The following is an 18,566-nucleotide window of genomic DNA, read 5'->3' as shown; positions in this document are numbered from 1 at the left end:
CCGAGCATTCCCTTCATTGCGCCCATTGGCGACCGCTCGGCGACCTTTTGTCAGCGGAAGGAGGTGCACAAAGATGAGCGAAGATGGTCGCGGGGCCTGGGAATCAGCCGCGTGGACTACGGCCGGAAGGTCTGTGGAGGCGCGTGGAAGCGCTGTAGAGGTCCCATACTCCGTCGATTCCAGATTCGAATCGTGATGGGCCCCCACGCGACCTCGCACGACTTGTTGCAGATCTCATTGCCCCCGCCCCCCACGCACCCTGCAGCGTCGGTACCATCTGATCCGCACACAGGGATCGACCATGCCCAACACCGATACACCGGTGGAAGACTTCGCCACCGAAATCGAAGACAGCCGGCACCTGTTCGCCTGGTGCCTGGTCCACTATGGCCAGGTGCCCGAGGCGCAGGCGAACGAACAGGCACGGAAGCGCTATCCCGACCAGAGCCCCGGCCGCGAATACGAACACGCGCTGATCTTCCACGACGAGCCCTGGCACTGGGCGATGCTGCACGTGAAGGGCGAAGGGTATTGGCAGCAGCACCCGGAACTGGCGCATCCGTCGCTGGACTACGAAGCCGAATCGGACGCACTGTGCCTGGCCCGCGGTGAGCAGGTGCCGCTGCTGGATGAGGACGAGTACCTTGGCGCGCTTGCGCATGCACGCCACATGCGTGCATGGACGCTGGTCCATCAGGCGGGTCGTTCGCCGGATGAAGCGCGCCAGGAGGCGCTTGGCCACTACGCGTATCATCCGCGCCATCATCGCGGGCGATTTCAGGTTCACGATCCGCGTGACGGCTGGTGCCATGTGATGAGCGCGTTGCATGGCAACGACTACTGGGCGCGACCCGAGCTGCGGGAACCGCCACAGGCCTATTGGAGCGAGTCCCGCGCCTTTGTTTTGGCGCAGGGAATCCGCTTGCCGCCCCCTCCGGGCTGAGGCCTGCGCAGCCGGCGAAGGTGCAGCTTCATCGATCACCGCACTCTGTGCCGAATGACACATGGCCTGCCATTTCTGCTGGCGGGAAGATGGCGGCATCCTGAAGTGGAGTGATCTGATGCCTGGTACGCTCAGTCGTCGCACCTTCCTGGCCAACGCCGCTGCCGTTCCGGCGGCCACGCTCATGCCCACCGGCGTTGCTGCGGTGACGCAGCCAACCGTCACCACTGCGAGCCTGATCGACGCGGAACGCGGCGTGATCCGCTCGGCCATGGACGGCAGCGGCATCGGTGCCGTTGCCGTCTGCCTGGTCGAAGGCGGGCAGGTGCGCTGGACTGAAGGCTTCGGTCACGTATCAGGCCAGGGCAGCGTGCCCGTAGACGCCAGCACGATGTTCAGCATCCAGTCCACCTCGAAGAACTTCGCGGCGGTGGCGGTGCTGTTGGCCGTGCAGGACGGCATCCTTGATCTGGACGCGCCCATTACCCGCTATCTGCCGTCGTTCACGGTGCGCAGCCGCTTCGAGCATGCTCCACAGGGGCGCATCAGCCTGCGCCTGCTGCTTGCCAATCGCGCGGGATTCACGCACGAGGCGCCACTGGGCAACAACTACGAACCGGCGTCGCCGGGCTTTGATGCGCACGTCCGCAGCATCTCGCAGACATGGCTGCGCTTTCCGGTGGGTACGCGCTATCGCTACTCCAACCTGGGCTTCGACCTTGCCGGTCATGTCCTTGAGCAGGTTGCGGGCATCAGCTATCCGGCCTGGCTGCAGCGCCGGATCTTCGAGCCGCTGGGAATGCACGACAGTACGGCCGATGCGTCGGTCTACCTGGCAAGCAAGGTGCGGGCACTGGGAACCCAGGAAGGCCATACGCAGGTACCGCCGGTGACGCCGCTGGTGGTGTCGGGAGGCGTGTGGACCAGTGCCGCCGACATGGCGAAGTATCTTGGCTTCCTGCTCGGTGGCGGCCGATCCGGTGCGCAGCAACTGCTTGAGCCCCGTCTCTGGGACGAGATGCATGGTTTCGGCCTGGGCGGCGACTACGGGCTCGGTGTCATGCGCAGCGAACGCCTCTACGGCAGTACACCGGTGCGGCTGCTGCACCACCGCGGCGGGGGCTTCGGATTCGGGTGCGTGTTCACCTACTGCAGGCAGGCAAACGCTGGATTTGCCGCGATGTTCAATCGCGCGACGTCTGCGGGGTACGGCATCGGCGAGCGTCTGCTCGATCAGCTGTTGTCGGCGCGTTTCGGGCCCCGTCAGCCGCGTGTGCCCCTATCAAGCCTGGCGCCGATCAGGTTGACCCAGGACCAGATGCAGCAGATGGCGGGAAGCTGGATCGGGCGCAGCGGCAAGGCGAAGATCGGGGTTGCCGGAAACGGGGAGCTGCAACTGCATCGAGGGGCGCACGCCGAGGGTACCCGCTTTGCGGCCATCGACGGCGATCAACTTTTCACTGTGGACACCGATGGAGAGGTTGCAACGTACCGTTACCATGCGGCGACGGACATGCTGCCGGCGTACCTGGAATGCAGCAACGGCGAGGATGGCCTGGACCAGAACGATCCCATCGATGGGCCCACCGGGCCGCAGGCGCCCCATTGGCAACCCTGGCTGGGACGCTATCGCGTTGACCAATGGGGCAAACCATCGATGTTCGTTGTGCTGGAGCAACGACACGGCTGGCTGTACATCGATGGCATCCGCCTGGTTGCTGAGGTGGAGCCAGGATTGTTGTTCACCAGCGATGGCGAAGCGGTGGATTTTCGCGGCTCCCAGCCGACATGGCGCAACCTGCGCCTGCAGCGCGTCGCGCCCGTGGACCAGGGGTGATGGCGGCATGCCGCGTGCTCATCCGCGCCGCTCACGCCCATCGATGCTGTAGCGTCCCGCCCCGGTGCAGGCCAGCAGCAGGAAGCCGCCGGCGAGGCCCAGGTTCTTCAGGAACATGATCTGCTGGGTCTGGTCGGCGAAGTTGTGGTGGAAGATGAAAGCGGTGACCAGGCTGAAGCCTGCGAGCACGACCGCCACCAGCCGGGTCTGGAAGCCGAGCAGGATGCACAGGCCGCTGCCGATTTCGAACGCGATGGTCGGCCAGAGCAGGATGCCGGGTACTCCCATCGCCTCCATGTAGCCCTGGGTACCGCTGAGATCGCCGAGCTTGCCCAGCCCGGAGATCAGGAACAGGGCCATCAGCAGGATGCGTGCAAGCAGGTAGGCGAGCGAATGCGATGAAGTGCTCACGTCGAGGTCCTCGGAGATGGCCGACGCAGGCGATCGGAGCCCACCGGCAGTGAAGCCCGTGTCTACGCGCCGGGCAAGGCGCCTTGACAGCTGCCGCGCTGCAGTAGACCTTTCCCGCATGACGATCGATATTGAATCGCTCAGCCTTCGCGAGCTGGGTGCCCTGGTGGTTGCCGCTGAACAGCGGAAACAGCTCATTTCCAGCCGCCGTCCGGCCAGTGCGGTGCGGCGGATGCTGAAGGCCGCCGCCGCCGAAGCCGGCTACACCCTCGAAGAACTCTTTGGCGGCCAAGCCTCGGAAACACCTGCGCCCGCCCGCAAACCCGCCCGCCGTAAATCCGGCAAAGTCGCGCCCAAGTATCGCGACCCGGAGTACAAGCGCCTGACCTGGACCGGTCGCGGGCGCATGCCGCGCTGGTTGGCGTCCAAGGTGTCGATGGGCCACAAGGTCACCGATTTCCTGATTCCTGGTTTGGCCAGGCCGACCGCTGGCAAGACCAGCACCATCGGCAAGCGGACCGTCATCAAGAAGGGATGAGGCTGCAGCACTGCTACCCTGCCCGGGTCTTTCAACCAAGGAGCACGGGATGGCACACGCGAGTGGCATGACGATCACGCCGAAAGTCCTGCACGCCGCCGCAGGCGCGGCCGTGCTGGTCAGCCTGCTGGCCTGGGCGGTGGAATGGAGCGGGATGGCCTATGTCTGCCCGTACTGCCGCGTGCAGCGCACGGTCATCGGCGTGCTCGGCCTGCTGACGCTGTTCGCGCGCCCGGGGAGCCTCATCGTGCCCTGGTTGTCGTACACAGCGGGTGGCTTCGCCTTCGTGGTCGCAGCGATGCAGCACTTCAACGGTTGGAAGCGCATTTCCGCAGGCGACTTCAGTTTCAATGAGCAGTGGTACATCAACCCTTGGCTGTTGTCGGGCTGCGCGATGCTGATCCTGGTGGCGCAGCTGATGCTGGTGCAGGCCGCCTGCCGGCGCAGCTTGCGCTGAGTGTTTCCACGCATGGCGTGGAACTACCCGTTCTGGAATACCGCCAGCTGCGCGGCGAAGGCGCGCTGGTAGGCGGGCCGCTGCGTCGCGCGGGCCACATAGGCGGCCACCGTCGGATACTCGTCGAGCAGCCCGCTGCTCTTCAGGCGCAGCAGCACCGAGACCATCATCAGGTCGCCCACGCTGAAATCGCCATCCAGCCACGGCGCCTTGGCCAGCCATGTCGACAGTTGCGCCAGTCGCGCCCGAACCCGCTCATCCAGCATCGGCAGCCGCTGTGCGTACCACGGCTGCTCGCGCTCCAGCACCCAGGCCATGGAGCGCTCAACGATGGGGGGTTCCACCGTGTTCAGCGCAGCGAACACCCACATGATCGCGCGCATGCGGGCGTCCGGATCGCGCGGCAGCAGGCCGGGGTGCTGTTCGGCCAGGTGCAGGACGATGGCGCCGGATTCGAACAGGGTCCGGTCGCCCTCCTGCCAGGTGGGAATCTGCCCGAACGGATTCCGTGCCAGGTGCGCGGGCTGCTTCATTTCGGTGAAGGTGAGCAGTTGTACGTCATAGGCTACGGCCAGTTCCTCCAGTGCCCAGCGCACGCGCGTGTCACGGGCCATGCCCTGGCCGCGGTCGGGGGAGGTGGCGAAGGCGGTGAGGATGGGAGGCATGGGAGCAGTCCGCGGTCAAGGATGGCTTTGATGATCTGACGAGCGAGTGCGCCGTAAATCGACATGCGGGCGGTGCCCTGCACGTTGCCTGCACGTGTTCTGCACGCACGCACTGTCCTGGATACATCAGTCTGCCGGGGTCATCCGCAGAGACAGGTAACAGGCATGAATACCCCCGGAAAACCGAAGCCCAGTTGGCGCCAGAGAAACGTGCTGATGGGAGCACTCGTTGCGGTCTTGGTGATCGTGCTGATCATCCTCTTTGTTCCTTGGTGACCCTGCCCAGGATCGCTCGATGTGATCCACGCGCCACCGCCGCGTGAAAAAGTCAGTGCGGGTTGGGTGAAGTGATGTACGTATCAATCGTTGCTCACCTGCGAACCACACGAGCGTGTCCAGAGTGGATCCACAGGCAGCGCAGTCGAGGCTGCTTTTCTCCCCCGAAACGACGATACAGGAGCAACGCCATGAGCACCCAGTCCACCATCGAACATCGTCTCAACGACCTGATCGAGATCGCCCGTGACGGCAAGTCGTTCTATGAAGAGGCCGCGACCAAGGTGAAGGATGCCGAGCTGTCGGCCCTGTTCACCCGCATTGCCGGTGTCAAGGGTCGCATCGTGGCCGCATTGAGTGGCTCGGTGGCCGCCAGCGGCGGCAAGCCGGCTGAGCACGGCACCGTGGTCGGCTCGATGCAGCAGTTCTACGGCAAGGTGCGTGCAGCCTTCGGTGATACCAACTACGGCTATGTTGCCGAGCTGGAAGAATCGGAGGACCGCCTGCTTGCCGCGTTCAAGGACGTGCTGAAGGACAACGAGCTGCCGCCGGCGGTACGCCAGGAAGTCACCCAGCTGTTGCCGGAAGTGCAGGAGTGCCACAACGTGATGCGCGCGCGCAAGCATGCGATGAAGGCGGCCTGACGATCAGCGGCGTCCCACTCCCCAGGGGCGCCGCGGCCGGGGCGGCACCGCTGCCCCGGCCACCCTGAATCGGTCGCTGCTACACTCTTGCCGGTTCCGCACTGCCAACAATGAGCACCATGAACAACGGGAACGGTCCGCAGACAGTTCGCTGAGCCGCAACAACGACGCAGACGTTGTTGCGGTGAACATCCCTGCGATACATGCGAAGTGGATGGATCACCGCCGGACTCACTCTGGGCGGAGACTCCCCATGTTCAATCGACAGGCCCCGCGTTGGGCCCATACTCTGCCATCGGCCATTGCGCTGATGGCGCCGTTCGACCTCCTGGCCTCGCTGGCCATGGATATCTATCTGCCTGTAGTGCCCTTGATGCCCGGCGCGTTGGGAACATCGCCTGCGCGGGTGCAATTGACGCTGAGCATCTACCTGCTGGTGCTCGGCGTCGGCCAACTGTTGTTCGGCCCGTTGTCCGACCGGATCGGGCGCCGCCCCGTGCTGTTGCTGGGGGCGCTGCTGTTCACCGTTGCCTCGTTCGCGCTGGCGCTGTCCAGCAATAGCGGGTTCTTCCTGGCCTGGCGCACAGTGCAGGCGATTGGCGCGTCGGCAGCGCTGGTAGCGACATTTGCCACGGTCCGCGACGTATACGCGGATACACCGCAGGGGGCGTCCTTGTATGGACTGTTCGCTTCGATGCTGGCCTTCGTACCGGCGCTGGGGCCGATGCTGGGTGCACTGGTGGCTGCGGCAGCAGGCTGGCGTGCGATCTTCGTGCTGCTGGGTGTGCTTGGCCTGGTCGCCGTCCTGCGCGCGCAACGCCTGTGGCAGGAAACCCGACCCGCAGGGCGCAGAGACGCTGGACCGGCACTGCAGAGAATTCTTCGCAGTGGTGCCTTCTGGGTCTACACGCTGGGATTCAGTGCCGCGATGGGCGCGTTCTTCGTGTTCTTCTCGATCGCACCGCGCGTGCTGGTCGAGCGCATGCAGTACTCCCAGATCACCTTCAGCCTGGCGTTCGCGACGGTGGCACTGATGATGATCCTCACGTCGCGCATGGCGAAGACGTTCATCGCGCGCTGGGCGGTGCCTGGCACATTCGTGCGTGGCCTGTGCGTGATGGTGGGGGGTGTGTTGTTGATGGCGCTCGCTGCGGAGTTGCCACTGTCATTCGCCAGCGTCGTGCTGCCCATGTGGGGCATCGCGGCGGGGCTGGTGATGGTGGTTTCGGTGGCTGCCAACGGCGCGTTGAGTGAGTTTGCCGATGCGTCGGGTATGGCGGTGGCGCTCTACTACGCGATGCAGAGCCTGATCGTGGCCTGCTTCGGAACACTGGCTACGGTGCTGCTGCCGGGCGATACGGTATGGCCGCTGGTGGCCTATGGGCTGTTGCTGCCAGTGGCCAGCCTGGTCGCCGCGGCGATGTTGCGCGGCTGCCGCTAGCCTCGGCCGGTGATAAAAAAAGGGCGGCCATCAGGCCGCCCAATCCTTCATGAGAACACGTGACGGGAACTAGAAGCGCACCGACCAGCGCACATTCGCACTGTGGTCGCGGCTTTCACTGCCGTACTGGCCGTTGTAGCCCAGTTCCAGCTGCTGGCGCTCGGTCAGCCAGGCCGACAGGCCCAGTTCGGCCACCACCGCGTTGTCGGCGATCGGTGCGCCGTTGACCGCGAACGTCGCGCTTCCGTTGGCGAAGGCCAGGTTGGCGACCTGGCTGCGATCACCGGAAGCGCGGCGATAGCCGACGCCACCGCGCAGGTGCAGCCAGCTCTCCTGCTGGAACGAAGCCTTCAGTCCCTTGTCGAAGCGCAGACCGGCAGTGGCAATCGTGGTTCCGGTATCGTCCACCTTGCCCTGCAGTGCCGCTGCTCCACCGCGTTCGTTGACGCGCTTGAGGTCCACTTCGACACGTGCGACCTGCAGGTAGGGCTCCAGCCCGGCTTCCGGCCCACCGAAGCGGTAGCCGGCTTCGATGAAGGCTTGGCGGGTGTGGGCGTCGTAGCGCGCGCTCAGGCTGTCGCTGAAGCCTGCGAAGGCGACATCACGCGTGCTCTTCACCTCGTGCTTGCTCCACGCCACACCACCGCGCAGGCCGAAACCGCCCCAGTTGTGGCTGGCGTAGGCACCGAAGTGCGTGTTGTCGATCTTCGACTTGGCGCGACGCTCCTGCTGCTTCACGTCGGTGCGGCCCGCACCGGCCAGCACGCCGACCTGCCAGCCGGAGAACTCGCGGTCGATGCCGACCAGCAGGCCGTTGCTGTTGGCTTCGGTGCGGGCAGTGTTGACGTCACCGTCCAGCTTGCTGTTGCCACCGATGGCCTGCACCCATGCACCCGTCGCGTCACCCACGTCGCTACCGGGTGCGGCGGCGCCGGCACGGCGTGACAACGCGGCATCGCGCACGTAGCGGCTGCCCTCGACCAGGGTGATGGCCGTGGCCGGATGCAGCTCGCCGCTGAGGCCATCGAGCACGCCTCCAACCTGCTGCGGGAACAGCTGGGTCAGTGGTTTGGGCAGGCCCTGGGCGATCGGCAGCAGGTCGGCGGCGGCCGCCACGGCACGCTGGTTGGGCGTGTGCGCGGCGGTGGTCAGTGAAGCGCCACGGGCGACGTCGATGCGCGTGCCGTTGGTGCCGTAGGCCAGGCTGAACTGCAGGAATGGGGAGAACGCGCTGAAGTCGGTTTTGGCGAACTGGCCGTTGATGCCTCCGTCGGCACGCAGGAAGTTGAACTGCTCGCCGAGGTAGTACACACCCGGCTCCGGCAGCGCGACCAGCGTGCCGCCAAGGGTGGCGGTGCCGGTCACGTGCAACTGGTCACTGCGGCCACCCGGGGCCAGCTCGGTGGCATAGACGCCGGTGGCGCCCTGCACGTAGTTGCCGTTGATGGTCAGCGTGCCGATCGAGTTGCCCGGCGCGATGAGGCCGTCCACGCGGGTATTGCCGAGCGTACCGACGCCCTTCAGCAGGCCATTGGCGCCGACCGTGGTGGTGCCGCCGGTCTGCGTGCCGTTGAAGGACACCACGCCGCCGTTGATCACCAGGTTGCTGTTGTTCAGCACGCCGCTGGCGCTGACCGTGCTCACGCCGCCGGTAGTGGTCAGTGCGGTGGAGACCAGGCTGCCGTTGAGCAGCAACTGGCCGCCCTGTACTTCGACCGCCGATGCAAGCGTGTTGGCGCCGTTCAATTCCAGCGTACCGTCCTGCAGTACCGCGCCGTTGAAGCTGTTGTTGCCGCTCAGGCGCAGCCAGCCGATACCGGATTTGGTCAGCTTGCCAGGGCCACCGATGTCGTTGGTCCAGTTGTCCCAGGCATCGCCTTCCCAGACTTTCAGGCCGCCGGCCTTCTGGTTCATCACCACGTTGGTGTCCACGCGCAGCGAGCCGTAGCCCTCGATGGCCTTCTTCAGGTCCACCATGCCCCAGCCGTAGATCGGATCGATGCCTGCTGCACCCAGGTCGCGTGCCGTGGTCAGCAGCACGTCGCGCACCTGCGCGTTGTCCAGATAGGGGAAGCGCTCCATCAGCAGGCCGAGCGCGCCGGTGATGTGCGGCGCCGCCATCGACGTGCCGGTCTTGGTGCCATAGACGTACTGGGTATTCTCGCTGTCGATGATCAGCCGCACATAGGCGGAGGTGTTCTCGACGCGGCCCTGGATATCGCCGGACACGATGGTGCTGACGATGTCGGTGCCGGGTGCCGAGATGCACCAGTTGGCGGCAACGCCGCAGATGCTGGAACTGCCATCGATCACATAGTCGGTTTCGCCCGCAGCGGCGTTGGGCCGGCGGACGTTGGCGACCGCGAGCCAGTACGGTTCCAGTTCGGGCTTCCAGCGCGGCATGGCGGCCGTGATTCCGGCGACGGCGCCGCTGCCGTTGCCAGCCGACCACACCTGGATGAGGGTGGAGCCCGGGGTATCGCCATTGCTGGCGTAGATGCTGCCGTACACGCCGTAGTCGGCCCCGATGTTGGCGTACTGCTGGTCCAGCGCGGCGGCGGTCATGTTGCGCGTGGAGATGCCCCAGCTGTGGTTGATGGCACGCACGCCCTGCGCCTGGATCTGTGCATACATGTCCAGCGTGGCGGCGTCATCCGGATCGGTGCGGTACACCGCGCGCGGGCGATAGTACTTGTCCGGATCCAGGCGCCACTCATAGTAGGTGTCGCCGAACACGCGGGCGGCGGTGAGATCCGCACCAAAGGCCACGCCATGCATGCCGGTGCCATTGCGGTTGGCGCCGATGGTGCCAAGCACATGCGTTCCGTGGTCGGCGTAGCTGAAGCCATAGGGCTGGCCGGCCGCGATGAGGCGTGCCGCGAGTGCGGCCGGAACGCCGGCACCGAGGCCGTAGTAGTTGTAGCCGGGCTGTTCGCCGCGGGTCTGCCCGCAGGCACCGGCACCTGCAACCACACCCGGCGTCGCGCAGTCGGCACCGATGGTGATGCTGGAGGTATTGCGTCCTGCAAACTCCGGATGCGCCAGCGCGGAGCCCGAATCGAATAGCGCCAGGCGTACGCCCTTGCCGGTCAGGCCGCGTGCATAGGCGTAATCCGCGCCCATCGCAGCCAGGCCCCAATCGGCGTTGAATTCATCGCTGCGCCAGCTGGCGGGATCGCCCGGGTTGCCAAGAACGGCGGTGCTGCTGGCGGCAGGCGCAGCGGTTGTCGCTGCGGGTGCCGTGCTGGCAGCGGGCTGCACCCACGCGGCCTGCAGCTGGCGCTGCTGCTGCCAGGCCTCGAGTGATTCGCTGGCCATGGCTGGCAGTGCGGTGGCCAGCAGCAGCGAGCTGGCGACGGCAAGCGCCAGCGGGCGGTGCGACAGGGAGCGGGACGAACGGCCGTACAGCGGGTGATTCATCGGACAACTTCCTTGGTTGACGGACATCAAGGCCGTTAACGTCAAGGCGTGGCGATATCCCCCAGCAATGTGAAAGGAATTTTATGAACGCGTTAATGATTTGTGATCGGTGCATGACGTGGTTCCGCCGGGCCGGGCACCGCGACCTTTTTTTCCGAGGCCTTGGAGCCGTCCATGCGTAACGCATTGCGTAAACCACAGTTGGCGATATTGGGTAGTGCCGATCCTGGCAGCGACGCGTTCGAGCGCGCAGCTGAAGCAGGGCGTTTCCTGGCCGTGCAGGGCATCACGCTGGTCAGCGGCTGTGGCAGTGCCGCTACGCGGGTAGCTGCCGAGCAGGCGGTAGCCGCCGGTGGCCAGGTGCTCAGCGTGATCCCGGAAAGCGGCATGCCGGCAGCCGATTGGCCCGCCACGGTGGTGGTGCCCTGTGGCATGGGCGATGCGCGCAACCTGATCATGGCCCTGGCCGGTGATGCCTGCATCGTGATCGGCGGGCGCGCCGGTACGATCTCGGAGGTTTGCCTGGCCTGGCTGCACAAGCGGCCGCTGCTGCCGCTTGTCGGGGCCGGTGGCTGGTCCGATGCGCTGCCGGACAACCCGCCGGACGAGCGCGGCAATTCGCCGATCCTGCCGTGGCGCAACGTTGATGAGTTGGCCGGGCAGCTGCGTGTGCTGGGGTTGCTGCACCGCTGAGTCGAGCGGCATCGGCCTTCACCCAGCGTCCCGTGTGCAGCGCTAAGGTGGCCCGGCCTGGGATCACCAGGCTTATCAAGGAGCGATGTCGATGCGTACTTTCGGGAAAGTGATCGCCGGTGTTGTGTTCGCGTTGGCCTGCAGCGGCTCGGTGGCCCTGGCCGGACCGGTCCAGCCCTGCGATCTACCCTGCTGGAAGGCTTACCAAGCATGTGTGTCCGGTGGTGGTGATGCCATGGAATGCCAGTACGAATACGATCGATGTGTCATGGAGCGCTGCGGCGCGGTGTAAGCCCAGCCATGCTCGGCTGAAGACGGGCCCCGTCCGTGACGGGGCTCTTCTGTTCATGCGCAAGGTTGGGCAGTCTCGACACATTCTTCCTGGTGGAGTGGAACATGGCCGTCAAGCGTGTCGTCGCCAACATCGCCACGCCCGATCCCTCACGTGCCGCTGCGTTCTATGGCGAGCTGCTCGGCATGCCGGTGGTGATGGACCATGGTTGGATCGTCACCCACGGCGGGCAGGGCAGTGCGCAAGCGCAGGTCAGCTTCGCCAGCGAAGGGGGCTCGGGCACGCCGGTGCCGGACCTGTCGATCGAAGTGGACAATCTGCAGGACGTGCTGCAGCGCATGCGCGCGGCCGGCATCGCGCTGGAATATGGCCCGGCCGACGAACCCTGGGGCGTGCGGCGCTTCTTCGTCCGCGATCCGTTCGGTCGGCTGTTGAACATCCTCGCCCACGCCTGAGCGGTGGATGGTGCCTCGCCACGCCTGACGGTGCGCGCGGGACGATGACCGTCTACCGGCGTGCTGGCCCTGCTCGCGGCATCCGGGCTGCTCCGGCAGCCCAGGCGAGCCTGAACGCGCCGCGGTCAGCCCTGCTGGCGTTGTGGACCGTCCCTCGTCGGCGTCGCTTCGGCCGCTTGCCGCTGCTGCCGTGCATTGGCGTGGCGAGCGTGCCCGCCTTCGCGGCCGATCGCTGCCATGTGCTGTCGGTTGCGGCTGATCGCCTCGCCGCCCTTGCGGCCGGCCACGCGTGCCTCGGCCGGGCTGAACTCGTGTGCATTGCCGGACGCATGCGCGGCGCGTCCTCCCTTTGCGGCGATCGCGCGCTGCTTGTCCTGGTCCATCGAGGCGAAGCCACGATGGGAAGTGCCGTGGTGCTGGTCGGCCATGGGAAGGCTCCCGTTGCATGGAAGGGAAGCTCATCCTTGCCGGTGCCCGGCTAACGGAGTGTCCGCACCGGTGCGGCTGCCTTCACGCCGCACCGTACTGCTTTTCACGGCGCGCCGCTGCGCGCATCGCCCTGAGTGGCTAGGACGAACTGCACCCTTCACCCAGGCCGGCGTGATGGGCTCGACCGAAGAGGAGTACGTGCTCGGCAATACAGCCCCTTTGGCCGCGCAGTGCCGCACGATGGAGCTGCGCCTGGGCAACGGCGGCTGGACCTTCCCCAGCGAAATCGAAATGGCCGCAGAGCAGTAAGGCTTCAGCGCCGGCGGGCGTCCTGCAGGCGCTGCGCGAAGGGCCGCTGTGCGAGCGCTGCAAGGGCGTCGCGCAGTACCTGCTCCAGCGGCTGGCCCAGATCGGCATCGAGGCTGCGCGCCGCTACGGCAGTGGCCTGCCATTGCGCCTGCAGCGCAGGCATCGCGCGCTGTGCGCGGGGGCTCAACTGCAGGATGCGTTCACGACCATCGTCGCCGCTGGACGCGTGCAGCCAGCCATCGCGCACCATCGCCGCCACGGTCTGGCTGAGCGCCGAATGGCTGAGCCCGCAGGCCGATGCCAGGTCCTTGATCCGGCAGGGGCCCTGCGCCATCAGCGTGCGCAGCACCGGTGTGTAGCGGGGCCGGTAGTCCAGTTGCAGGTCCCGGTAGGCCTGCTCGACCGCCGGGTCCAGCTGGTCGAGCAGGGCGCGCAGCAACGTGCCGAGCGTGGCGTGTTGGAGATCCATGACCGGGATGATATATAAGCGCTTATATATCTTCAACGCGGAGGTGGTTGATGGCCGTGTCCTGGATGCTCGCTGCGTTGCTGGCAGGGGCCTGCCCGGCGCAGGACGGAGTGCTGCGCGCGGCGGCCACCGCCGTGCAGGCGCAGTACCTTGACGAGGCGGAGGGCGCCCGTATCGCCGATGCCCTGCGCACCTGGTCGGTGCAGCAGCGCTATACGGACAGCTGTTCGGATCCGGTTGCGTTCAGCGCACGCCTGAACCAGGACCTGGACATGTTCGATGGCCACTTCCATGTTGAACGCGTGGACGCAGCGGCCGGCCAGGACGATTGGTTGATGGCCTGGCGCGCCGATGCCCGCGGCAATGGTGCCGGCGTGCGCGAGGTGCGGGTGATGGAGGGCAACATTGGCTACCTGCGCCTGAGTACCTTCTATCCGCTGGATCTGGCGCGCCCGAAGTTCGCTGCGGCCCTTGCCCTGCTGGCCGACACCGATGGCCTGGTGCTGGATCTGCGCCAGAACGGGGGCGGCGACGATGCAAGTGCCGACCTGCTGGTACGCACGCTGCTGGACGCGAAGATCGACGCGGTGCAGCAGCTGGACCAGCGCGGCCGGCGCACGCCGGTCCCGCTGCCGCCTGCCAGCCTGCCTGCGTACCTGAAACCGCTGGTGGTGCTGATCGACCGCCGCACCGGTTCGGCGGCCGAGTTCGTCGCCTATTCGCTGCAGGCACTGGGCCGTGCGCGGATTGTCGGTACGCGCAGTGGCGGTGCCGCGCATATGTTTGGTGATCCTGTGCTGCTGCCCGATGGCTATCAGATCAGTATTCCCGACCGGCAACCCATCAATCTGCGCACCGGTGGAAACTGGGAACGTACTGGCGTGAGGCCTGATGTGGCCGGCGGCGACGATCCGCTGTTCATCGCGCGGCAACTGCTGGCGCCTGCGAAGTCGTCAAGATGAACGCACGATTGCATGGCTGTCCTATCGCGGATGCGCGATTGCATGCCTAGAATCGAAGCATCCCGGTAGTTCCCGGGCGCTTCGAGTGAATGGACTCAATGAAGATTCTGTTGACCGGCAGTTCCGGCCGCATCGGGCGCGCGATCTTCGGTGCGTTGGCGGCTGCCCACGAAGTGGTGGGGCTGGACCGCAGTCCGTTTGCCACCACGCGCATCATTGCCGATGTCAGCGATCGGCAGGCCGTCGCGCGCGCGGTGCAGGGCGTGGATGCGGTCATCCATACCGCGGCCCTGCATGCCCCGCATGTCGGCCTGGTGCCGGATGCGGTGTTCCAGCAGATCAACGTGGAGGCCACCGCACACCTGCTGCAGGCGGCACGCGAAGCCGGTGCACGGCGCTTCGTGCTGACCAGCACCACTGCGTTGTATGGCCATGCCGTGGTGGCCGGTGGCTGCCGTTGGATCGACGAAGACACCGAGCCGCTGCCGCGCACGATCTACCACCGTACCAAGCTGCAGGCAGAGACCCTGGCCGAAGCCGCCGCCACGCCGGGCTTCAGCGTTCGCGTGCTGCGCATGGGCCGGTGTTTCCCGGAACCGCCCGAACGGATGGCGATGTTCCGCCTGCATCGCGGCATCGACGCCCGCGATGTGGCCAGCGCACATGCTGCACTGCTGCTCGACGAAGGCGCCCGGTTCGCGCGCTACCTCGCCTGTGCCCCGACGCCGTTCCGGCGCGAGGACTGCCTGGAGCTGGCCACCCACCCGCGTAGCGTGCTGGCCCGTCGCGCGCCACAGCTGCTGGCCGAATTCGAACGCCGTGGCTGGCCGCTGCCATTGAGCATCGACCGTGTCTACGACAGTGCCCGCCTGCGCGGCGCGCTGGGCTGGAAACCGTGCTTCGGGCCCGACGACGTGCTTCAGCAGTATGCCGTCGGCAGCATCGAGGTACTGCCGCGGGCACAGTGGATCAAGGACCGCGTGGCCGAGTGAGGGCATCGCAGAGGGGGAGCGTTGAGCCGACCCTGAGCGGATTCAGGAATGTGCAGGCCGACCGCCTCAACCTCGTTGGCGGGCGGCCGCTAACCCAGTGCGCTTCCAGCGCCGGGCGCGCCCCGGCGGCCGGTGGCCTGCGCGACGGATCGCGCGCCTGCGCGGTGCCCTCGTGGTGCCGGTCGTCCTGAACTTCCTTGCGGACCCTCCCATGTCTTCTTCCCGCTCTGCCGCTGCCCAACGCCCGGGCAGCATCGCCCACAAGTTGATGCTGGGCACCGCCGTGATCGCGCTGCTGTGCTTCGGCCTGACCGCCTTCCTGATCTACCGGCAGGCCAGCGCCAGTCTGATCAGCGCCTCGCGCCAGACCATGACCAGCGAGGCCAACGCTGAGGCGCGCCAGGTGGCGGCTGATCTGGGCACGGCTTTCGCCAGCAATGACGCCATGGTCGAGGCCGTGCTGGCCCAGCGTGCCCGTGGTGACATACCCGACCGCGCCAGCCTGGCGGCGGTGCTCGGCGAACAGCTGCGTGCTCATCCTCAATGGCTGGGCAAGAGCACCATGTGGGAGGCCGATGCCTTCGACGGCAAGGATGCGGAGTTCGTCAATTCCGAAGCACACGATGCCACCGGCCGCTACATGAGCTACTGGGCCTGGCAAGACGGCAAACCGCAGCAGTCGGTGATGACCGACTACACCGAAACTGCCAGCGGTTCCGGTGACTGGTACATGGTGCCCAGCCGCGACAAGCTGCCCAAGGTCAGCGAACCTTACGCCTATGACATCGCCGGCCAGAAGGTGCTCATGAGCACCCTGAGCACGCCGATCATCGAGAACGGCAGATTCCTGGGCGTGTTCACCGTCGACTTCTCGCTGGCAGCGCTGCAGAAGCACCTGTCAACGCTGAAGCCGATGGGGGCTGGCCGCGTCGAACTGCTGTCGCCCAAGGGCGTGGTGCTGGCCTCGGCCAATGCCGCCGAGATCGGCAAGCCGCGCAACGATGCCCTGACCCGCAGCATGCTGGCCGACATCGCCGCCGACCGTCCGTTCGAGGCCTTCAGCCCCGACGCGGCCGGCAACGTACGCGTGTATGTGCCGCTGCGCGTGGGCGACGCCCCGCAACGCTTCGCGCTGGGCGTGGTGATGCCGCATGCGGTGATCGTGTCTGAGGCACGCCAGCTGCTGTGGCTGACCCTGCTGGTCGGCGTGATCGCCGCGCTGACCCTCAGCGCCGGCGTCTACGTGCTGCTGCGCCGCCTGGCGATCCGCCCGTTGGCCGAAGCGGTACGCGTGGCCGGTGATGTCGCCGCCGGCAAGCTGGACAGCACGCTGCCGGCGCGCAGCAACGACGAAGTGGGGCGCCTGCTGGACGCAATGCAGGGCATGCGTGGGCAGTTGCAGTCGGTGATGGCTGCGCAGGCCGAAATGGCGCGCCGGCACGATGCCGGTGAACTCAGCTATCGCATGGATGCTGCGGCCTTCCCGGGCGAGTACGGCCGCATGGTGGCCGACAGCAACCAGCTGGTGGCCTCCAGCAATGCGGTCACCCAGCGCCTGGTTGAAGTGATGCAGCGCTATGCCGTGGGCGACCTCAGCGTGGACATGGAAGTGCTGCCGGGCGAGAAGGCGGTGTTCACTGCCGCAATGGCGACCACCAAGCGCAACCTGGCCGCGATCAACGAGCAGATCCAGCAACTGGCCGCCGCCGCCGCCGCCGGTGACTTCGCCGTGCGCGGTGATGCACTGCGCTTCGAACATGATTTCCGCCGCATGGTGGAGACCCTGAACACAATGATGCAGGTCAGCGACCACAACCTGGCGGCACTGTCGACGCTGCTGCGCGCGATCGCCGTCGGTGACCTCAGTGCGCGCATGCAGGGCGACTTCCACGGCGTGTTTGCGGTGATGCGCGACGATGCCAACAGCACCGTGCAGCAGCTGACCCAGATCGTCGGCCAGATCCAGCAGTCGGCGGCCAGCATCCGCCTGGCCGCCGGTGAAATCGCCGCCGGCAACAGCGACCTGTCGCGCCGCACCGAACAGCAGGCCGCCAACCTGGAAGAAACCGCCGCGTCGATGGAAGAACTGACCTCCACCGTGCGCCAGAATGCCGACCATGCGCTGCAGGCAAACACGTTGGCCGGTTCCGCAGCGGGCGTGGCCAGCGAAGGCGGCCAGGTGGTCAGCCAGGTGGTGCACACCATGGAGCAGATCGAGGCGTCTTCGCAGCGCATCGCCGAGATCATCTCGGTGATCGATGGCATTGCGTTCCAGACCAACATCCTGGCGTTGAACGCCGCAGTGGAAGCGGCGCGCGCCGGCGAACAGGGCCGTGGCTTCGCAGTGGTGGCCAGTGAAGTGCGGGCGCTGGCGCAGCGCTCGGCGGGTGCTGCCAAGGAGATCAAGGAGCTGATCGACGCCTCGGTGGCCCAGGTCGGTGCCGGCGCGCAGCTGGTGCACGGTGCGGGGCGCACCATGCAGGACATCGTCGGTCAGGTCCGCCGGGTCAACGAGATCATGGCCGAGATCTCGGCCGCGTCGCGCGAACAGTCTGCCGGCATCGAGCAGGTCAACCAGACCGTAGTGCAGATGGACGAAACCACCCAGCAGAACGCCGCGCTGGTGGAGGAAGCCAGTGCCGCCGCCCGTGCGATGGAGGAGCAGGCCGAGCAGCTGGCAGTGGCGGTGTCGCGCTTCCGCCTGCAGGCCGAGCCGGAGGGCATGGCCCGCCGCGCGGCCTGATGCCGGAAACGAAGACGCCCGGCGGCTGCCGGGCGTCGCATGCATCCTTGCCGCGCATCCTGCGCAGGTCTGATGGCTCAGAACATTCCTTCAAACGGATTCCAGCTGGCGCGTCCTTCCACCTTTTCCAGGTAGTAGCTGTAGTTGGTGCTGGAGGCGACCAGCAGGTTCATGGCGATGAACAGCATGCGCCCGACGACATCCGGCAGGAACATGCTGACGATGGCCAGCGCGATGTTGATGCCGATCACCACCAGTGCCTTGCGCCACATGCCGAGAATCAGCAGGTAGATGGCACCGAAGAACAACGCGAAGAAGTTCAGGTTGATCTTCAGGCGGTCACCAAAGGACAGTGCCTTCCAAGCCTGCTTGAAGCCGGGGTTCTTGGGGGCGCCGTGCTGGCGGAAGAAGTTGAAGCGGAACTGCCACTTCGGGCTGAACTGGGACAGGTCGGTGGTATTCATTGGGAAACATCCCTGTGAGAAAACGTTTTCATGATAGGACAAGTCCTATTCAGGATCCAAGCGCTAGCGTCAAGAATGTGACGCCTGCCTTGTTCCCGCGCCTGCGGCCAAGCGCCGCGCCGTCAC

General features: G+C 66.3%; 19 protein-coding genes. 13 read left to right on the top strand and 6 right to left on the bottom strand.

Features of this window, described 5'->3' with window-relative positions; translation table 11 throughout:
- Window positions 1–301 precede the first annotated feature (301 nt).
- Both ACSDHM_RS16290 and ACSDHM_RS16285 read left to right on the top strand, forming a co-directional pair.
- Window positions 302–943, top strand: coding sequence for a hypothetical protein (locus ACSDHM_RS16290; RefSeq protein ID WP_439426391.1), 642 nt, complete (start codon window positions 302–304; stop codon window positions 941–943).
- 61 nt (window positions 944–1,004) lie between these two features.
- Window positions 1,005–2,780: a serine hydrolase domain-containing protein gene (locus tag ACSDHM_RS16285; protein WP_253247513.1), complete on the top strand. Its 1,776-nt coding sequence runs from the start codon at window positions 1,005–1,007 to the stop codon at window positions 2,778–2,780.
- 18 nt (window positions 2,781–2,798) lie between these two features.
- Here the strand turns inward: ACSDHM_RS16285 and ACSDHM_RS16280 are convergent, their stop codons facing one another.
- Complete coding sequence (locus ACSDHM_RS16280; protein WP_088496111.1) at window positions 2,799–3,191, bottom strand: DoxX family protein; 393 nt, start codon at window positions 3,189–3,191, stop codon at window positions 2,799–2,801.
- A 118-nt stretch (window positions 3,192–3,309) separates the two neighbouring features.
- Between ACSDHM_RS16280 and ACSDHM_RS16275 the strand changes: the two genes are divergently transcribed.
- A complete protein-coding gene (locus ACSDHM_RS16275; protein ID WP_005419573.1) occupies window positions 3,310–3,729 on the top strand; it encodes an H-NS histone family protein in 420 nt (139 codons plus the stop codon).
- Window positions 3,730–3,778: 49 nt separating this feature from the next.
- Window positions 3,779–4,186 (top strand): hypothetical protein, encoded by a 408-nt coding sequence (locus tag ACSDHM_RS16270; RefSeq protein ID WP_065196870.1) that lies wholly within the window; start codon window positions 3,779–3,781, stop codon window positions 4,184–4,186.
- Window positions 4,187–4,209: 23 nt separating this feature from the next.
- On the opposite strand, the gene ACSDHM_RS16265 is transcribed toward ACSDHM_RS16270, so the two are convergent.
- A complete protein-coding gene (locus ACSDHM_RS16265) occupies window positions 4,210–4,851 on the bottom strand; it encodes a glutathione S-transferase family protein (RefSeq protein WP_088496112.1) in 642 nt (213 codons plus the stop codon).
- A gap of 467 nt (window positions 4,852–5,318) precedes the next feature.
- On the opposite strand from ACSDHM_RS16265, the gene ACSDHM_RS16260 reads away from it, so the two are divergent.
- Complete coding sequence (locus tag ACSDHM_RS16260; protein ID WP_088496113.1) at window positions 5,319–5,771, top strand: PA2169 family four-helix-bundle protein; 453 nt, start codon at window positions 5,319–5,321, stop codon at window positions 5,769–5,771.
- Window positions 5,772–6,024: 253 nt separating this feature from the next.
- Window positions 6,025–7,212 (top strand): CmlA/FloR family chloramphenicol efflux MFS transporter, encoded by a 1,188-nt coding sequence (cml, locus tag ACSDHM_RS16255; RefSeq protein ID WP_072167243.1) that lies wholly within the window; start codon window positions 6,025–6,027, stop codon window positions 7,210–7,212.
- Between the two features lie 69 nt (window positions 7,213–7,281).
- Here the strand turns inward: cml and ACSDHM_RS16250 are convergent, their stop codons facing one another.
- Complete coding sequence (locus tag ACSDHM_RS16250; RefSeq protein WP_439426390.1) at window positions 7,282–10,632, bottom strand: autotransporter domain-containing protein; 3,351 nt, start codon at window positions 10,630–10,632, stop codon at window positions 7,282–7,284.
- Window positions 10,633–10,806: 174 nt separating this feature from the next.
- Between ACSDHM_RS16250 and ACSDHM_RS16245 the strand changes: the two genes are divergently transcribed.
- From ACSDHM_RS16245 to ACSDHM_RS16235, 3 genes are all read left to right on the top strand, one after another.
- The gene (locus ACSDHM_RS16245) at window positions 10,807–11,325 is read left to right on the top strand and encodes a Rossmann fold nucleotide-binding protein (protein WP_252744762.1); all 519 of its coding nucleotides are present in this window, start codon (window positions 10,807–10,809) and stop codon (window positions 11,323–11,325) included.
- Window positions 11,326–11,416: 91 nt separating this feature from the next.
- On the top strand, window positions 11,417–11,617 hold the full coding sequence (locus ACSDHM_RS16240; RefSeq protein WP_072167240.1) for a hypothetical protein: 201 nt from the start codon (window positions 11,417–11,419) through the stop codon (window positions 11,615–11,617).
- Window positions 11,618–11,721: 104 nt separating this feature from the next.
- The gene (locus ACSDHM_RS16235) at window positions 11,722–12,072 is read left to right on the top strand and encodes a VOC family protein (RefSeq protein WP_072167239.1); all 351 of its coding nucleotides are present in this window, start codon (window positions 11,722–11,724) and stop codon (window positions 12,070–12,072) included.
- A 125-nt stretch (window positions 12,073–12,197) separates the two neighbouring features.
- On the opposite strand, the gene ACSDHM_RS16230 is transcribed toward ACSDHM_RS16235, so the two are convergent.
- Window positions 12,198–12,500: a KGG domain-containing protein gene (locus ACSDHM_RS16230; RefSeq protein WP_188247798.1), complete on the bottom strand. Its 303-nt coding sequence runs from the start codon at window positions 12,498–12,500 to the stop codon at window positions 12,198–12,200.
- Window positions 12,501–12,675: 175 nt separating this feature from the next.
- Between ACSDHM_RS16230 and ACSDHM_RS16225 the strand changes: the two genes are divergently transcribed.
- A complete protein-coding gene (locus ACSDHM_RS16225) occupies window positions 12,676–12,810 on the top strand; it encodes a hypothetical protein (protein ID WP_255299123.1) in 135 nt (44 codons plus the stop codon).
- Between the two features lie 4 nt (window positions 12,811–12,814).
- Here the strand turns inward: ACSDHM_RS16225 and ACSDHM_RS16220 are convergent, their stop codons facing one another.
- Window positions 12,815–13,279: a MarR family winged helix-turn-helix transcriptional regulator gene (locus tag ACSDHM_RS16220; protein WP_072167236.1), complete on the bottom strand. Its 465-nt coding sequence runs from the start codon at window positions 13,277–13,279 to the stop codon at window positions 12,815–12,817.
- 50 nt (window positions 13,280–13,329) lie between these two features.
- Between ACSDHM_RS16220 and ACSDHM_RS16215 the strand changes: the two genes are divergently transcribed.
- The 3 genes from ACSDHM_RS16215 to ACSDHM_RS16205 all read left to right on the top strand — a co-directional run bounded on the left by ACSDHM_RS16215 (window position 13,330) and on the right by ACSDHM_RS16205 (window position 17,976).
- The gene (locus tag ACSDHM_RS16215) at window positions 13,330–14,241 is read left to right on the top strand and encodes a S41 family peptidase (protein WP_439426389.1); all 912 of its coding nucleotides are present in this window, start codon (window positions 13,330–13,332) and stop codon (window positions 14,239–14,241) included.
- 98 nt (window positions 14,242–14,339) lie between these two features.
- Entirely contained in the window at window positions 14,340–15,233 is an 894-nt protein-coding gene (locus tag ACSDHM_RS16210) for an NAD-dependent epimerase/dehydratase family protein (RefSeq protein ID WP_072167234.1), read from the top strand.
- 211 nt (window positions 15,234–15,444) lie between these two features.
- Window positions 15,445–17,976, top strand: a complete 2,532-nt coding sequence (locus ACSDHM_RS16205; RefSeq protein WP_439426388.1) for a methyl-accepting chemotaxis protein — start codon at window positions 15,445–15,447, stop codon at window positions 17,974–17,976.
- Between the two features lie 77 nt (window positions 17,977–18,053).
- On the opposite strand, the gene ACSDHM_RS16200 is transcribed toward ACSDHM_RS16205, so the two are convergent.
- The gene (locus ACSDHM_RS16200; RefSeq protein WP_014648516.1) at window positions 18,054–18,440 is read right to left on the bottom strand and encodes a DUF2628 domain-containing protein; all 387 of its coding nucleotides are present in this window, start codon (window positions 18,438–18,440) and stop codon (window positions 18,054–18,056) included.
- Window positions 18,441–18,566: the final 126 nt, after the last annotated feature.

It is taken from the genome of Stenotrophomonas sp. T8, assembly GCF_051853085.1.
GTDB lineage: Bacteria > Pseudomonadota > Gammaproteobacteria > Xanthomonadales > Xanthomonadaceae > Stenotrophomonas > Stenotrophomonas sepilia.
This window is presented reverse-complemented; position numbering and strand designations above follow the sequence as displayed.

What these genes read in the sequence shown, in the direction of transcription:
- ACSDHM_RS16290 (WP_439426391.1), top strand. Translation starts at nt 302, where the DNA reads ATGCCCAACACCGATACACCGGTGGAAGACTTCGCCACCGAAATCGAA.
- ACSDHM_RS16285 (WP_253247513.1), top strand. Translation starts at nt 1,005, where the DNA reads ATGGCCTGCCATTTCTGCTGGCGGGAAGATGGCGGCATCCTGAAGTGG.
- ACSDHM_RS16275 (WP_005419573.1), top strand. Translation starts at nt 3,310, where the DNA reads ATGACGATCGATATTGAATCGCTCAGCCTTCGCGAGCTGGGTGCCCTG.
- ACSDHM_RS16270 (WP_065196870.1), top strand. Translation starts at nt 3,779, where the DNA reads ATGGCACACGCGAGTGGCATGACGATCACGCCGAAAGTCCTGCACGCC.
- ACSDHM_RS16265 (WP_088496112.1), bottom strand. Translation starts at nt 4,851, where the DNA reads ATGCCTCCCATCCTCACCGCCTTCGCCACCTCCCCCGACCGCGGCCAG.
- ACSDHM_RS16260 (WP_088496113.1), top strand. Translation starts at nt 5,319, where the DNA reads ATGAGCACCCAGTCCACCATCGAACATCGTCTCAACGACCTGATCGAG.
- cml (WP_072167243.1), top strand. Translation starts at nt 6,025, where the DNA reads ATGTTCAATCGACAGGCCCCGCGTTGGGCCCATACTCTGCCATCGGCC.
- ACSDHM_RS16250 (WP_439426390.1), bottom strand. Translation starts at nt 10,632, where the DNA reads ATGAATCACCCGCTGTACGGCCGTTCGTCCCGCTCCCTGTCGCACCGC.
- ACSDHM_RS16245 (WP_252744762.1), top strand. Translation starts at nt 10,807, where the DNA reads ATGCGTAACGCATTGCGTAAACCACAGTTGGCGATATTGGGTAGTGCC.
- ACSDHM_RS16240 (WP_072167240.1), top strand. Translation starts at nt 11,417, where the DNA reads ATGCGTACTTTCGGGAAAGTGATCGCCGGTGTTGTGTTCGCGTTGGCC.
- ACSDHM_RS16235 (WP_072167239.1), top strand. Translation starts at nt 11,722, where the DNA reads ATGGCCGTCAAGCGTGTCGTCGCCAACATCGCCACGCCCGATCCCTCA.
- ACSDHM_RS16230 (WP_188247798.1), bottom strand. Translation starts at nt 12,500, where the DNA reads ATGGCCGACCAGCACCACGGCACTTCCCATCGTGGCTTCGCCTCGATG.
- ACSDHM_RS16225 (WP_255299123.1), top strand. Translation starts at nt 12,676, where the DNA reads ATGGGCTCGACCGAAGAGGAGTACGTGCTCGGCAATACAGCCCCTTTG.
- ACSDHM_RS16220 (WP_072167236.1), bottom strand. Translation starts at nt 13,279, where the DNA reads ATGGATCTCCAACACGCCACGCTCGGCACGTTGCTGCGCGCCCTGCTC.
- ACSDHM_RS16215 (WP_439426389.1), top strand. Translation starts at nt 13,330, where the DNA reads ATGGCCGTGTCCTGGATGCTCGCTGCGTTGCTGGCAGGGGCCTGCCCG.
- ACSDHM_RS16210 (WP_072167234.1), top strand. Translation starts at nt 14,340, where the DNA reads ATGAAGATTCTGTTGACCGGCAGTTCCGGCCGCATCGGGCGCGCGATC.
- ACSDHM_RS16205 (WP_439426388.1), top strand. Translation starts at nt 15,445, where the DNA reads ATGTCTTCTTCCCGCTCTGCCGCTGCCCAACGCCCGGGCAGCATCGCC.
- ACSDHM_RS16200 (WP_014648516.1), bottom strand. Translation starts at nt 18,440, where the DNA reads ATGAATACCACCGACCTGTCCCAGTTCAGCCCGAAGTGGCAGTTCCGC.